This window comes from Streptomyces sp. NPDC005774 (assembly GCF_042871645.1).
GTDB lineage: Bacteria > Actinomycetota > Actinomycetes > Streptomycetales > Streptomycetaceae > Streptomyces > Streptomyces pratens.
The window spans coordinates 433,350-447,250 of sequence record NZ_JBIAIV010000001.1; the positions used below are offsets into that span (position 1 = coordinate 433,350).

15 protein-coding genes are annotated in these 13,901 nt (G+C 72.0%); 6 read left to right on the top strand and 9 right to left on the bottom strand.

Features of this window, described 5'->3' with window-relative positions; genetic code table 11:
- Positions 1-123: 123 nt before the first annotated feature.
- Both ACFYQA_RS01985 and ACFYQA_RS01990 read left to right on the top strand, forming a co-directional pair.
- Positions 124-1,401, top strand: a complete 1,278-nt coding sequence (locus tag ACFYQA_RS01985; RefSeq protein ID WP_388910314.1) for a thymidine phosphorylase — start codon at positions 124-126, stop codon at positions 1,399-1,401.
- Between the two features lie 122 nt (positions 1,402-1,523).
- Positions 1,524-2,108: a Uma2 family endonuclease gene (locus tag ACFYQA_RS01990; protein ID WP_388910156.1), complete on the top strand. Its 585-nt coding sequence runs from the start codon at positions 1,524-1,526 to the stop codon at positions 2,106-2,108.
- Position 2,109: 1 nt separating this feature from the next.
- Here ACFYQA_RS01990 and ACFYQA_RS01995 read toward each other — a convergent pair whose 3' ends face one another.
- A complete protein-coding gene (locus ACFYQA_RS01995) occupies positions 2,110-3,030 on the bottom strand; it encodes an AEC family transporter (RefSeq protein WP_388910159.1) in 921 nt (306 codons plus the stop codon).
- 171 nt (positions 3,031-3,201) lie between these two features.
- Between ACFYQA_RS01995 and ACFYQA_RS02000 the strand changes: the two genes are divergently transcribed.
- Entirely contained in the window at positions 3,202-3,591 is a 390-nt protein-coding gene (locus ACFYQA_RS02000; protein WP_388910162.1) for an STAS domain-containing protein, read from the top strand.
- Here ACFYQA_RS02000 and ACFYQA_RS02005 read toward each other — a convergent pair.
- Positions 3,475-4,491 (bottom strand): sigma-70 family RNA polymerase sigma factor, encoded by a 1,017-nt coding sequence (locus ACFYQA_RS02005; protein ID WP_388910165.1) that lies wholly within the window; start codon positions 4,489-4,491, stop codon positions 3,475-3,477. The two genes, ACFYQA_RS02000 and ACFYQA_RS02005, sit on opposite strands and share 117 nt — an antisense overlap.
- A 178-nt stretch (positions 4,492-4,669) precedes the next feature.
- Positions 4,670-5,992, bottom strand: a complete 1,323-nt coding sequence (locus ACFYQA_RS02010) for an MFS transporter (RefSeq protein WP_388910168.1) — start codon at positions 5,990-5,992, stop codon at positions 4,670-4,672.
- A gap of 63 nt (positions 5,993-6,055) precedes the next feature.
- Between ACFYQA_RS02010 and ACFYQA_RS02015 the strand changes: the two genes are divergently transcribed.
- Positions 6,056-7,009: a LysR substrate-binding domain-containing protein gene (locus ACFYQA_RS02015; RefSeq protein ID WP_388910171.1), complete on the top strand. Its 954-nt coding sequence runs from the start codon at positions 6,056-6,058 to the stop codon at positions 7,007-7,009.
- Positions 7,010-7,150: 141 nt separating this feature from the next.
- On the opposite strand, the gene ACFYQA_RS02020 is transcribed toward ACFYQA_RS02015, so the two are convergent.
- Positions 7,151-7,912: an alpha/beta hydrolase gene (locus ACFYQA_RS02020; protein WP_388910174.1), complete on the bottom strand. Its 762-nt coding sequence runs from the start codon at positions 7,910-7,912 to the stop codon at positions 7,151-7,153.
- A gap of 113 nt (positions 7,913-8,025) precedes the next feature.
- Between ACFYQA_RS02020 and ACFYQA_RS02025 the strand changes: the two genes are divergently transcribed.
- Both ACFYQA_RS02025 and ACFYQA_RS02030 read left to right on the top strand, forming a co-directional pair.
- Positions 8,026-9,183, top strand: coding sequence for an adenosine deaminase (locus ACFYQA_RS02025; RefSeq protein WP_388910177.1), 1,158 nt, complete (start codon positions 8,026-8,028; stop codon positions 9,181-9,183).
- A 138-nt stretch (positions 9,184-9,321) separates the two neighbouring features.
- On the top strand, positions 9,322-9,609 hold the full coding sequence (locus tag ACFYQA_RS02030; protein ID WP_388910180.1) for an ATP-binding protein: 288 nt from the start codon (positions 9,322-9,324) through the stop codon (positions 9,607-9,609).
- Positions 9,610-9,719: 110 nt separating this feature from the next.
- Here the strand turns inward: ACFYQA_RS02030 and ACFYQA_RS02035 are convergent, their stop codons facing one another.
- The 5 genes from ACFYQA_RS02035 to afsQ1 all read right to left on the bottom strand — a co-directional run bounded on the left by ACFYQA_RS02035 (position 9,720) and on the right by afsQ1 (position 13,890).
- Positions 9,720-9,923 (bottom strand): PspC domain-containing protein, encoded by a 204-nt coding sequence (locus ACFYQA_RS02035; RefSeq protein ID WP_388910183.1) that lies wholly within the window; start codon positions 9,921-9,923, stop codon positions 9,720-9,722.
- Between the two features lie 149 nt (positions 9,924-10,072).
- Positions 10,073-10,654, bottom strand: coding sequence for a VanZ family protein (locus tag ACFYQA_RS02040; RefSeq protein ID WP_388910186.1), 582 nt, complete (start codon positions 10,652-10,654; stop codon positions 10,073-10,075).
- 142 nt (positions 10,655-10,796) lie between these two features.
- Positions 10,797-11,426: a hypothetical protein gene (locus tag ACFYQA_RS02045; RefSeq protein ID WP_388910189.1), complete on the bottom strand. Its 630-nt coding sequence runs from the start codon at positions 11,424-11,426 to the stop codon at positions 10,797-10,799.
- Positions 11,423-13,216 (bottom strand): ATP-binding protein, encoded by a 1,794-nt coding sequence (locus ACFYQA_RS02050; RefSeq protein ID WP_388910192.1) that lies wholly within the window; start codon positions 13,214-13,216, stop codon positions 11,423-11,425. The genes ACFYQA_RS02045 and ACFYQA_RS02050 overlap by 4 nt, the downstream gene beginning before the upstream one ends.
- Positions 13,213-13,890, bottom strand: coding sequence for a two-component system response regulator AfsQ1 (gene afsQ1 / locus ACFYQA_RS02055; RefSeq protein WP_029394402.1), 678 nt, complete (start codon positions 13,888-13,890; stop codon positions 13,213-13,215). Before afsQ1 ends, ACFYQA_RS02050 begins: the two co-directional genes overlap by 4 nt.
- Positions 13,891-13,901 lie beyond the last annotated feature (11 nt).

Below are 13,901 nucleotides of genomic sequence, written 5' to 3' on the forward strand. Positions count from 1 at the left end.
CCCGTAGGACCTCGCACCCCGTAGCTCCACCGCGGCCCCTCCGCACGGCTCACTCCCGACCGGAGGGGCCGCGTCCCGAGGGGCCGCGCCCTTCGCACTCCGGAAGGAATGCCAGCCATGGCCATGGACGTCATCTCCGTCATCCGCACCAAGCGGGACCGCGGTGAACTCAGCGACGAGCAGATCGACTGGGTCGTCGACGCGTACACCCGCGGGGAGGTCGCCGACGAGCAGATGTCGGCCCTCGCGATGGCGATCCTCCTCAACGGCATGAACCGGAGCGAGATCGCCCGCTGGACCGCCGCGATGATCGCCTCCGGCGAGCGTATGGACTTCTCCTCGCTCTCGCGCCCCACCTCCGACAAGCACTCCACGGGCGGCGTCGGCGACAAGATCACCCTGCCGCTCGCCCCGCTGGTCGCGGCCTGCGGCGCGGCCGTCCCGCAGCTGTCCGGCAGGGGCCTGGGCCACACCGGCGGCACCCTCGACAAGCTGGAGTCGATCCCCGGCTGGCGCGCGCTGCTCTCCAACGAGGAGATGCTGTCCGTCCTCGACGGCGTCGGTGCCGTCATCTGCGCGGCCGGCGACGGCCTCGCCCCCGCCGACAAGAAGCTCTACGCCCTGCGTGACGTGACCGGCACTGTCGAGGCGATTCCGTTGATCGCCTCCTCGATCATGTCGAAGAAGATCGCCGAGGGCACCGGCTCGCTCGTCCTGGACGTGAAGGTGGGCAGCGGCGCCTTCATGAAGACGATCGAGGACGCCCGCGAACTGGCCTCCACCATGGTCGGCCTCGGCACCGACCACGGCGTGAAGACCGTCGCCCTGCTCACCGACATGTCGACGCCGCTCGGCCTCACCGCCGGCAACGCGCTCGAGGTCCGCGAGTCCGTGGAGGTCCTGGCGGGCGGCGGCCCCGCCGACGTCGTCGAACTCACTCTCGCCCTGGCCCGCGAGATGCTCGACGCCGCCGGACTGAAGGACGCCGACCCGGCGAAGGCCCTGGCCGACGGCTCCGCGATGGACGTCTGGCGCCGCATGATCGCGGCCCAGGGCGGCGACCCGGACGCCCCCCTGCCGACCGCGCGCGAACAGCACGTGGTGACGGCGGGTGCCTCCGGCGTCCTGACCCGCCTGGACGCCTACGACATCGGCGTCGCCGCCTGGCGCCTCGGCGCGGGCCGCGCCCGCAAGGAGGACCCGGTACAGGCGGGCGCGGGCGTCGAACTGCACGCCAAGCCCGGTGACACCGTCACCGAGGGACAGCCCCTGCTCACCCTCCACACGGACACCCCGGACCGCTTCGCCTACGCCCTCGACGCGGTGTCCGGCTCCTACGACATCGCGGCCCCCGGCACGCCCTTCACGGCGGCGCCGGTGGTACGGGAACGCATCGCCTGACCTGAGCCCGCGGCCGGAGGCCGCTGTCGGATACGGCCCTTTTGGGTGAACGGGACCGGTGGACCACCACCGGTCCCGTTCGGCATGCTGTAGTCGGTGACGCACCGATAGGAGAAACCGCCATGAGCGCACTCACCGTGAGCCAGGACCCCGAGCAGAGCTGGGACGACCTCGTCCGGTTTTGGGAGGAGATGGAATGGCCCGAGGGCAGCAAGGTGGAGATCATCGAGGGGATCATCACCGTGTCACCTGCTCCCGCACTTCGCCACAACGTCATCGCGGAGCGAATCCAGCGTCGCCTGTACTCGGTGATTCCCGAGGACTGGGGGGTCTACCAGACACTGGCCATCGCCGTACCGTCCCGTCTGGGCATGCTCATCCCGGACCTCCTGGTGACCCCGGTGCGAGAGCACTCGGAGTCGGACAGCCACATCCCCGCCGCCCTCGCCGAACTCGTCGTCGAGGTGACGTCGAAGTCCAACGCGCGCCACGACCGCATCAGCAAGCCCGCCGCCTACGCCACAGCGGGCATCCCGCTGTACCTCCTCGTCGACCGATGGGCTCCCGACGGCCCGACTGTGACACTCTTCGGCGAACCGCACGGCGATGTCTACCGTCCCCTCGATTCCGTGAAGTTCGGCGAGCCCATCAAGCTCCCCGCTCCGTTCGACCTCGTCATCGACACCGGCGAGTTCCCCGACACCTGAGTCACCCCAGCACCGTCGCCACCACCACGAGCACCGGTACCGACAGCAGGGTCGACACCAGGATCGCCTCCCGCGCCAGGGTCTCGCCGACGCGGTAACTGCTCGCGTACGTGAAGAGGTTCTGCGCGGCCGGCAGGGCCGAGGTCACCACCACGTCGAGCAGTTGTGCGCCGCGCAGCCCGAACACCCCCACCGCCAGTGCCCAGGCGACCACCGGCTGGCCCACCGACTTCAGCGCCACGGCCAGCAGGACCGTCCCGCGCTCACCGCCCCGCAGGGGCAGGGAGCTGCCGCGCAGCGAGATGCCGAACGCGAGCAGCACAGCCGGGACAGCCATGTTGCCGATCAGGGTCACCGGGTCCATGACCGGACCGGGGATGTCGACGCCGCTCGCCGACACCGCCACCCCCGCCAGTGAGCCCAGCGCGACCGGGTTCCGCAGTGGTGTGAGCAGCCGTCGCCACAAGGGCTGCTTCTCCCCGGCGGTCGCCAGGTCCAGGATCGTCAGCGCGACCGGTGTGACCATCACGAGCTGGAAGAGCAGCACCGGCGCCACCAGCGAGGCGTCACCGAGGACGTACACCGCGATCGGGATGCCGAGGTTGCCGGAGTTGACGTAACTGGAACACAGGGCACCGATGGCGGTGCGGCCCACGCCCCAGCGGCGTACGACACCCACTGCCACGAAGACGCCGGCCACCGCGACCGTGCTCAGCGCCGTGACCAGGAGCCGGCCGGAGAAGACCAGGGACAGGTCGGCCTCGGCGAGGACGGTGAACAGCAGGGCCGGTGAGGCCACGTGGAACGCCAGCTTCGTCAGCACGTCGCGGGCCTGCCCGCCGAGATACCCCCGGCGGCCGATCACATAGCCGACGCCGATGACGACCGCGATCACCGCGAACCCGCTCAGTACCCCCTGCACGACGGCTCCTCGCCGGGGTGGCGAGCACCGGGGGGCGCGGACGGAGGTGATCTGTGGTGCATACAGCCAACCCTCGGGGGAGGGGCGTGCCCGGGTCAATGTGATCTCCGCGTCGCTCCTGCGGGCGCAGGCTCCGCCGCCCGTCCCCGAGCAGGCGTCCACGCCCCCGCGATGAGTTACGCGGCCACGCCCGGTCTACCGGTCGTGGATGCCACGACACCCCCCGTACTCGTCCTGCTCGGCCCCGTCACCCCGGACGGGGCGAGCGGGCCGGGCGACGCGCTGCGGGCACTCCTCGACGGCGGCGGGGCCGGCGGGGTGGTCGTCTGCGACGTGGGCGGGCTGGGGCCGCCGGGGCTCGCCGCCGTGAACCTGCTGGCGCGTCTCCAGCTCCTGGCCCGCCGGACCGGCGGGCGGATACGGCTGCGCGACCCCGACCCCGCCCTATGCTCCCTGCTCGACCTCGTCGGTCTCGGCTTCGAGGTGGAGGGGCAGCCCGCACAGCGGGAACCAGCGCCGGGTGTCGAGGAAGCAGTGGAACCCGGTGATCCGGCCGTCTGAGATCTCCAGCACCTGGACCGCCCACGGCGTGAACCCGCCGCCCTCCGGGTCCGGCTTGTAGTGGGCGAACCCGGGCAGGCCGTTGACCCGGACCGGCAGCAGCCGCGAGCCCGCACAGGAGGCCCCCAGCGTCGTCATGAAGCCCGTGATGTCTCCGGGGCCGGTCAGCCACAGGTCGAACGGCGGCATCGTCATGATGGCGTCCTCGTGCAGCAACGCCGTCAGCGCCGACATGTCGTACCCCTCGAACGCCGCCACATAGCGCTCCAGGAGCTTCTGCTGCTCCTCGTCCAGCGGGTCGGAGACGGACGCCTCGGCGCCCGGCTGCCGCCGCTCCGCGAGCGTCGCCCGTGCCCGCTGCAACGCGCTGTTGACGGACGCGACCGAGGTGCCGAGCAGCTCGGCCACCTCGCTCGCCTTCCAGGCCAGCACCTCGCGCAGCAGCAGCACCGCCCGCTGCTTGGGCGGCAGATGCTGGAGCGCAGCCATGAAAGCGAGCCGCACGGACTCCTTGGCCACCGCCGCCTCCGCGGGATCGGCGGTCTCGGGCAGCACCCGGGAATCCGGCATCGGCTCCAGCCAGGTGTGGTCCGGCCGGGGCGAGAGGGCCGCGCGGGCCAACGGGGTCGACTCCGTCAGATCCATCGGGCGGGCCCGCTTGTTGCCGGCCGTCAGCATGTCCAGGCAGACGTTGGTCGCGATGCGGTACAGCCAGGAGCGCAGACTGGCACGGCCCTCGAACCTGTCGAAGCCGCGCCAGGCACGGACCATCGTGTCCTGCACCGCGTCCTCCGCCTCGAAGGAGGAGCCGAGCATGCGGTAGCAGTACCCGGTCAGCTCGACGCGGTGCGCCTCGAGCCTGGCGTCGAGATCGGTCGTCGTCGCCGTGCCGTTCGTCATCGTCCACCCACCCCTGTGGCTTGTCTGCGGCGCGCCTTCGCACCCAGCACTTCGGAAGCTACCGCAGCCCACTGACAGCGGCCCCCGAGTCGACGAACGTGCAGGTCGGGGAAGCGAATTCAGCGGGCGGAACGAAAGCTTCCGCCCGCTTCCCGGCTGCCGGCCCCGTCGGGCCGCCTCACGCCGGGGCGAGCCCGCGCCGCTCCACCCGCTCCACCCGGGCCGCCCGGGTGCCCAGCACCGTGATGGTCACGACGCCGGCCACCGCCACCAGACCGACCCCCACCGTCCCGGCCCAGCCGCCCGAGTGGAAGGCGAGCGCCCCGACCGTGCTGCCCACGCTGGAGCCGACGTAGTAGGCGGACTGGTACAGCGCCGACGCCTGGGCGCGGCCCCGGGTGGCCGTCCGTCCGACCGCCGAGGACGCGACCGCGTGGCCCGCGAAGAAGCCACCGGTGATCAGTACCAGGCCCAGCAGGATCAGGGGCAGGGAGCCGGCCAGGGACAGCAGCAGGCCCGCCGCGGTGGTGCCGCCCGCCGCGTACAGCGCGCCCCGGCGGCCGAGCCGGCCCACCAGCCGGCCCGACGCCGACGCCGCCACCGTGCCGACCAGGTACACCAGGAAGATCGAGCCGACAATGCCCTGGGGGAGGGAGAAGGGCGCCTCGGCCAGCCGGTAGCCGATCACGGTGTAGACCCCGCCGAACACCGTCATGAACATGGCGCCGATGGCGTACAGGCGCCGCAGCAGCGGGTTCGCGAGATGGTCGCGGACCGTGCCGAGCAGCACCCGCGGCCGCAGCGAGCCCGGACGGAAGTGCTTCGGCGCCGGCAGCAGCAGCCGGAACGCGACCGCACACGCCACCGCGAGCACCCCGATCACGCCGACGGCGACCCGCCAGCCCCACTCCTGCGCCACCCAGCCGGTGATGACCCGGCCGCTCATCCCGCCGACGCTGTTGCCCGCGACGAACAGTCCGATCGCGGTCACCAGGGCCCTGGGCCGGACCTCCTCCGCCAGATACGCGGTCGCCGACGCGGGCACCCCGGCCAGGGCCGCGCCCTGGAGCGCCCGCAGCGCCACCAGGGCGCCGAGCGACGGGGCGAAGGGGACCAGCAGCCCGACGGTCACCGCGACGGCCAGGGAGGCCGTCATGACCGTACGGCGTCCGTACCGCTCCGACAGTGCGCTCATCGGCAGCACGAACACCGCCAGACCGCCGGTGGCCGCCGCCACCGTCCAGCTCGCGTCGCCCGCGCTCACCCCGAGGTCGCCGGAGATCAGCGGCAGCAGGGCCTGCGTGGAGTACAGCAGCGCGAAGGTCGCCACACCCGCCAGGAACAGGGCGAAGCTCATCCGGCGGAAACCGGGGCCGCCCGGGGACATGCGGGAGTCGGCACCGCCCGGCGCGCTCGGGGGAGGAGAGGAGGGAGAGGCCGGGGACGTGACGGGGGTGCGGGCGTCCACGGTGGTGGACGCCTTGGTACTGGCGGGAGACATGCTTCGACGTTACGGACGGCTCCGCTCATCCGTCCAATGCATGGAATCGCCATAATCGTTCCCATGCAGCATCAACAGAGGTCGCAGGGCCGGCTGTCACCGTCCAGTGACACAGAAGACATCGTCGCGCTACTCGCACCGCGTCTCGTCCACTTCGCCGGCGTCGCCCGCACGGAGCATGTCACCCGGGCAGCCCAGGAGATGCAGATCCCGCAGTCCACGCTCTCCCGGTCCGTCGTCCGCCTCGAACAGGACCTGGGCGTCGACCTGTTCGCCCGTCACGGCCGTACGCTCTCCCTCACCCCCGCCGGCCGAGCCTTCCTCGTCTCCGTCGAACGGGCCCTCGCCGAGATCGGGCGAGCCGCCGACGAGGTGCGGGCCGACGCCGACCCGGCCACCGGCAAGGTCGCCTTCGGGTTCCTGCACACCATGGGCGCCGAGACCGTGCCCGGCCTGCTGCACACCTTCCGCGCCGACCACCCGCGCATCCGCTTCAGCCTCGTCCAGAACCACGGTGACGCCATGCTGGAGGGCCTGCGCGCGGGCGAGCTCGACCTGTGCCTGACCTCCCCGGTCCCGGACGCCCCCGACCTCGTCGCCCGTCGCCTCGACGAGCAGAAACTGCGCCTGGTCGTCCCCGCCGACCACCGGCTCGCCGGCCGCCGCCGGATCCGCCTCGCCGAGGCCGCCGACGAGGCCTTCGTGACCCTGGAACCCGGTTACGGCCTGCGCCGCATCACCGACGCCCTCTGCACCCAGGCCGGTTTCCGGCCCCGGGTCGCCTTCGAGGGCGAGGAGGCGGAGACCCTGCGGGGCCTGGTCGCGGCCGGACTCGGCGTCGCCCTGCTGCCCCCGCCGGCGGTGCCCCGCCCCGAAGTGGTCGAACTGACCGTCACCTCCCCGCGGGCGGCCCGCGAGATCGGTGTCGCCTGGCTGGCCGAGCGGCCGGACACCCCGCCGGTGACGGCCTTCAAGCAGTTCCTGCTGTCGCGCCGCGGCCGCCTGCTCCCGGACTGACCACCACCCCGGGGCGTTACGGCTACCCGCCGGCGTAACGCCTTGCCGCCGGTGGCCGTCGTACCGTCGTGCCGCCGTAATGCTGTGCCGCCGTAACGCCGGTAGCCGGTCGTGGTGCGGCGGCCGTCGTACGCCGGTCGCCTATCGCCGTGACGACGAACCGAACCCCGAGGCCAGCGGCATCCGAAGCCCCAGCGGCGGAGGTGCCGCCAGGGCGTCCCGCAGCGGACGCGAGAGTGCCCGCCCGAAGAGCGACCCCATCACGAAGTCCTCGCACAGGGCGAGGACTTCGTCCCGGTACTGGCGCAACCCGTGCCCGTCGGCGTGGACTTCGAAGCGGCAGACGTCCCGGTTCGCCTTCTTCGCCCGCGCCGCCAGTCGGAAGGACAGCTCGGGGTCGCTCCGTGTGTCGTGTGTGCCGTGCACGATCAGCACCTGCCGTCGGGTCAGCTGCTTCACCGGTTCGGGTGGTGCGGGCGCGTCCTCCCCGGGCAGCCAGGGGGCCAGCGCCAGCACGGAGGCGACGGCCTCGTGGCCGCCCGCGTGCAGGGCCGCCCTGCCGCCCATGCCCAGGCCGGCCAGGCACACGGGAACGTCCCCGTAGCGCCGTACGGTCTCGTCGACGGCCCAGGCGGCGTCCCGCGCGAGATGCGCCTCGCCGCCGTTCCAGCCCCGGTAGCGGTAGTGGACGACATGGACGGCGAGTCCCTCGGTCCGGCCCGCGCGGCCGAGACGGCGTCCCAGCGCGCGTACGGAGGCGGTCGCCACCAAGGGGGACGGCCTGCGGCCGGAGACCGGATCGCCGCCGGGCAGCAGCACCACCACGCCGCCCACCGCCCCCGGCTCGGGGCCGAGCGCCCTCCCCAGCCGTGCCCCGCGAACCGGCGTCGCTTGCTGTGCCATGGCAGAACAGTGTCAGAAACAACGGTGTACGCCACCCTGCCGTGCGGTCACCGTTGGATATCGGCGCATTCGTACGCCGGGTGATCTACGCGCGTAGGAGTTAGAGTGCCGAGATGACGAGCCAGAGCACTGCGAACACCCCGGCCGCGGACCAGATCCGCCGGGCACCCAAGGTTCTGCTGCACGACCATCTCGACGGCGGCCTGCGCCCCGGCACCGTCGTCGACCTGGCCCGCGAGGCCGGATACTCCTCACTCCCCGAGACCGACCCGGACAAGCTCGGCCTCTGGTTCCGGGAGGCCGCCGACTCCGGTTCCCTGGAACGCTATCTGGAGACGTTCTCGCACACCGTCGGCGTCATGCAGACCCAGGACGCCCTGGTGCGGGTCGCCGCCGAGTGCGCCGAGGACCTGGCCGCGGACGGTGTCGTCTACGCCGAGGTGCGCTACGCGCCCGAGCAGCACCTCGAAGGCGGGCTGACCCTCGAAGAGGTCGTCGAGGCGGTCGACGAGGGCTTTCGTCAAGGGGAGCGGCGGGCCAGGGAGGACGGCCACCGCATCCGCGTCGGCGCGCTGCTCACCGCCATGCGGCACGCGGCCCGCGCCCTGGAGATCGCCGAACTCGCCAACCGCTACCGGGACCTGGGCGTCGTCGGCTTCGACATCGCGGGCGCCGAGGCCGGTTACCCTCCCACCCGGCACCTCGACGCCTTCGAGTACCTCAAGCGCGAGAACAACCACTTCACGATCCACGCCGGCGAGGCCTTCGGACTGCCGTCCATCTGGCAGGCTCTCCAGTGGTGCGGTGCCGACCGGCTCGGGCACGGGGTGCGCATCATCGACGACATCCAGGTACGCGACGACGGCACCGTCGAACTCGGCCGGCTCGCCTCCTACGTCCGGGACAAGCGCATCCCGCTGGAGCTGTGTCCCAGCTCCAACCTCCAGACCGGGGCGGCGGCCTCGTACGCCGAGCACCCCATCGGCCTGCTGCGCCGGCTGCACTTCCGGGCCACGGTGAACACCGACAACCGGCTCATGTCGCACACGAGCATGAGTCAGGAATTCGAGCACCTGGTCGAGGTGTTCGGCTACACGCTCGACGACATGCAGTGGTTCTCCGTCAATGCAATGAAATCGGCGTTCATTCCTTTCGATGAACGACTCGCCATGATCAATGACGTCATCAAGCCCGGTTATGCCGAGCTGAAATCCGAATGGCTGTTCCGGCAGACCGCCTCCACCAGCGGTTCTGTCGGCCTGGAAGGGTGAGCGGGAGAATTTCGGGCAGCGGGAATGCGGGTGGTGTTCACCATTCCTCTGCATTCGGGTGTTTGCGGTCGGTGGTTCCGTCTGATTACGGTCACCGAACCGCTCACATCCCCGTATCCCATTTCGAGGAACATCTTCATGAAGCAGTCTGCTGCCAAGACCCTCGGTGTCGTCGCGCTCGGCGCCGCCTTCGCCGCCGCCGGCGCGGGTGCCGCCACCGCCGCCCCGGCCGTCCCGGACGCCCTTCCGGCGCTGGACACCGCCACCCAGACCCTTCCGGCGGAGAAGCTCTCCGGCGCGCTGCCGGAAGCGGGGCAGGCGGTGGAGACCGGACAGCAGCTCGCCGCCGGCCCGGCGCAGCCGGTCACCGGCCTGCTCGGCGGCGTGCCGCTGCAGGGCTCCGTCAACGGCTTCCCCATCGGCTGACGTCCGCAGAACCGTCCCGCCCCGGGCCCGTCCCCGGCGGAACCGCGACCTATGGGGCGCCCACGGCCCGGGGGCGCCCCATAGTCATGCTCACGGGGAGGGTGCGGGCCTCACCAGGTGCTCGTCCGGACCTTGTGCTCCGACGGGAACAGGATCCACAGCGCTATGTAGAGCAGGAACTGCGGACCGGGGAGCAGGCACGAGGCCAGGAAGACGACCCGCATCGTGGTCGCGGAGGTGCCGAAGCGGCGGGCCAGCGCGGCGCACACGCCGCCGATCACGCGGTTGTCGGTGGGACGGGCGAGGCGGGACATCGTGAACTCCTTCGTGGTCGTGCTGCCGAGTGGCCCACGGGCGCCGGAGGTCCGCGAACGACTCCGGGGCCGGTGCCGGGCCTGGGCCCGGATCCGGGCCCGGGGCTGTTCCGGCCGGCTTCCGTGCGGCTGTTCCTGTGCACTCCACATTACGGAGACGAAGGGGGCAAAGCGTCACTCCAGGGAGCGATTCCGACCCTGGCAATCGTCGGGGTCCGACCCTGAGCCGGCTCCTCCCGGTAGATCTCCGCCCCCGCGCGGTGCGGGGCCCGGCGGCGCAGCCAGGCGCGGCCCGCCGGCACCAGGGCGGCATGCGCGAGGGCCGCACCCAGAGTGTTCAGCATCAGCGCGTCGACGTCCACGACCCGGCCCGGCACCCCGGTCTGCAGCATCTCGATGCCCAGCGACAACAGCGCCGCCGCGGTCATGGTGCGGATCAGCGAACCCACCGGTGAGACGGTCAGCCTGCCCCCCGTCATCGGCAGCAGCACACCGAGCGGTGCGAACAGCGCCAGGCCCTCGGCGACCCGGCGGGCCCCCGTCGCCCAGCCCAGCGCGAAGTCCGCCCGGATGCCGTGAAAGGGACGCAGATTGGAGGGCATCACCCAGGGGACGTTCAGCGGGCGCAGCGTGCACCAGGCGACGAACACGAGATACGCGGCCAGGAGGAGCCCTCCTGTCACACGGATACGGAACGCGGCGGTGCCGCCGACGGGGCCTTGACGCTGCACGAACCCCTAGACGCGGCCCCTGGCGGGATCGGTTCCGCGTGGGACCCCGCCGGTCGGGTGAGGCATGCGCCACAGTGCCGCGCGCAGGGCGGCCACAGGCCGCGTACGTGCCCGGAGCGCACCCGACGCACCCCGGGGAGCCTCACCCGTCGGTGACCGCCGTGGACGGGGGCTCCGCGCTGCCCGGACGGGCCCGGACCTCGTCCGTGCACCGGTAGCGGCGCGCCCGCTCGTCGTCCTGGCCGCCCAGAACCACCGAGCCGTCCCCTTCGGCCGCCGCCGAGTCGGAGAACGTGCAGACGATCTGCGCGAGCGCGTAGGACGTCAGGCTCTCCGGCGGAGCGCTCAGACGCAACGCGTCCTGTGGATCGCCGGGCCGCGGACCGCTCATGGTCATCCCGCCCCGTACGTTCGTGGTGTACCCGGCCTCCTTCTCGGCGGGCGTCGGAGACGCCGAGAGCTGGTCCAGCAGCCCTTGCGCCACCTGGGCGCGCCGCTGCCCGGAGTCCGCCGCTCCCTCCGGCATCCGTATCGTCCGGTCGACGGCCACCAGGGACGAGCCGCAGCGCAGGAACACCTGGACCGGCAGGCCCTGCGCGGGCGGTGAGGCCCCGTCCGCCTCGGTCTGCGAGCAGCGCACCCGGGAGGGCGCCGGACCGAAGTCGGTCGGCACCTCGGTGGCCCGGATACCGCACCCCGCGAGCAGCACGCCGAGCGCGGTGACGCCGAGCAGCCCGGGGAAGCGGCCTATGCGTATCGGTCGTCCGTTCATCGGGCGTCCCCCTCGGCGTTCCCACGCCGGGCGCCGCCCCTGCCACCGCCGGCCTTCCGGGAAGTGCCGCCCGCACGCCCCCGCGCGTCCTCTGTGCCCTCGGTTTCCTCCTCCATCAGCGCGGAGACGTCGCGCGGCAGCCGCAGCGTGAACACCGCGCCGCCACCGGGGGCGTTGGCTGCGGTGATCTCGCCGCCGTGGGCATGGGCGTTCTCCAGCGCGATGGACAGGCCGAGCCCGCTGCCCTCGGAACGCGGCCGGGAGGCACTGGCCTTGTAGAAGCGGTCGAAGACATGCGGCAGGACGTCCTCGGGGATGCCCGGACCCTGGTCCCGCACCTCGATGATCACCGTGCCTCCGCCTCCGCCTCCGTCTTCGGTGCCGGTCCCGGGATCCGCCCCGTCGCCCGCGACTTCGCCTGCCACTGTCTCGGTACCGTCCGCGCCGTCCGAGGGGTCGCCTCCGCTCCCGTCCTCGTCCCCGCTCTCCTCCCGCACCGACACCCGCACCGACGAGCCGCCGTGCTTGAGCGCGTTGCCGATGAGGTTGGCGAGGATCACGTCCAGCCGGCGCGGGTCGATCCGGGCGTGGATGCCGCGCTCCGCGTCCAGTTCGACCGCGTCCAGCCAGGCGCGGGCGTCGATGCAGGCGGTGATCTGGTCGGCGATGTCGACGTCGTCGAGGACGAGACGGGCGGTGCCCGCGTCGAAGCGGGTGACCTCCATCAGGTTCTCGACCAGGTCGTTGAGCCGCCGCGTCTCACTGACCACGAGCCGTACGGCGGGCTCGACCATCGGGGCGATGCCGCCGCCCTCGAACTCCAGCTCCTCCTCGAGGACTTCCGTCACGGCCGTGATCGCGGTCAGCGGGGTGCGCAGCTCGTGGCTCATGTCCGCGACGAACCGGCGGGACGCCTCGTCCCGGGCGGCCATGTCGGCCACCCGTTTCTCCAGCGCCTCGGCCGCCTTGTTGAACGTTCGTGACAGGTCGGCCAGTTCGTCCGTGCCCGACACCCGCAGCCGGGTGTCCAGTTTGCCCTCGCCGAGCCGCCGGGCGGCCGTCCCGAGCCGCTGTACCGGCTTCAGCACGGTCGTCGCCAGGGCCTGCGCCAGCAGCGCGGAGCCGATCAGCGCGAGCCCGGTGGCGATCCCCAGCGACCAGGCGAGCGAGTTGAGGTCCTTGGCCTCCGGCTCCAGCGACTTGAGCATGAAACCGGTCGGCCCGCCACCGATCGTCCGGGTGCCCGCCACCAGGTAGGGGGTGCCATCGTCGACGATCCGCTGCCAGTACAGGTGGTACGCGTACTTGTTGGTCGAGGTGATCTTCTGCCGCTCGTTCACCGCCTCGCGCAGCGAGACCGGCACGTCCTGCAGCGAGAAGCCGCTCAGCCCGCCCGAACCGCCGTACACGGTACGGCCCTCGGGGTCCTCGGCGATCAGCAGTACCGAGAACCGCTGGCTGCTGTTGGCCATCTGTCCCGCGGTGTACTGCAGTTCCTCCTGCGTCGGCTGCTCGGGCAGCGCACCCGCCCGGTTCTGCATCTCCTGCTCGAAGTCGCCCAGGACCGAGTCCTGGGTGCGGGTGAGCACTGCCTCGCGGTTGAGCCAGTACGCGATGCCCGACGCGGACACCGCGGCGGTGAGCGCGACCAGCCCGAAGACGACGACGAGCCGCAGCCGCAGGCTGGTGAAGCGCAGCCGGGACCAGACACCCTTGCGCGCCGCGGACCAGCCGCGGGACCCGCCGTGGCGCTCCTGGTGTTCTTGGTGCTCTTGGTGCTTCTGTGTCACTGAGGCGGGTCCAGCCGGTAGCCCACGCCCCGCACCGTACGGATCAAGGTCGGGGACGAGGGCACGTCCTCGACCTTGGCGCGCAGCCGCTGGACGCAGGCGTCCACGAGCCGCGAGTCGCCCAGGTAGTCGTGCTCCCACACCAGCCGCAGCAACTGCTGCCGGGACAGCGCCTGGCCCGGCCGCCGGCTCAGTTCGAGCAGCAGGCGCAGTTCGGTCGGTGTCAGCTGCAGGTCCTCGCCGTTCTTCGTCACGGTCATCGCCGAACGGTCGATGACCAGGCTGCCGAAGCTCGCCGAGTCGCTGGACTCCCGCTCCCCGCGGCGCAGCACCGCCCGGATCCGGGCATCCAGCACCCTGCCCTGCACGGGTTTGACCACGTAGTCGTCGGCGCCGGACTCCAGGCCGACCACGACGTCGATGTCGTCGTTGCGCGCGGTCAGCAGAATGATCGGCAACTGGTCGGTGCGCCGGATACGCCGGCACACCTCGAATCCGTCGATGCCGGGCAGCATCACGTCCAGCACGATCAGATCCGGCCGCTGCTCGCGCAGCAGCTTCAGACCGTCCTCACCGCTGGCAGCGGTCGCCACGCGGTGACCCTGGCGCGTCAGTGAGAGCTCCAGGGCCGTGCGGATGGCGTCGTCGTCCTCGATCAGCAACAGGGAAGGCACAGCATCATTCT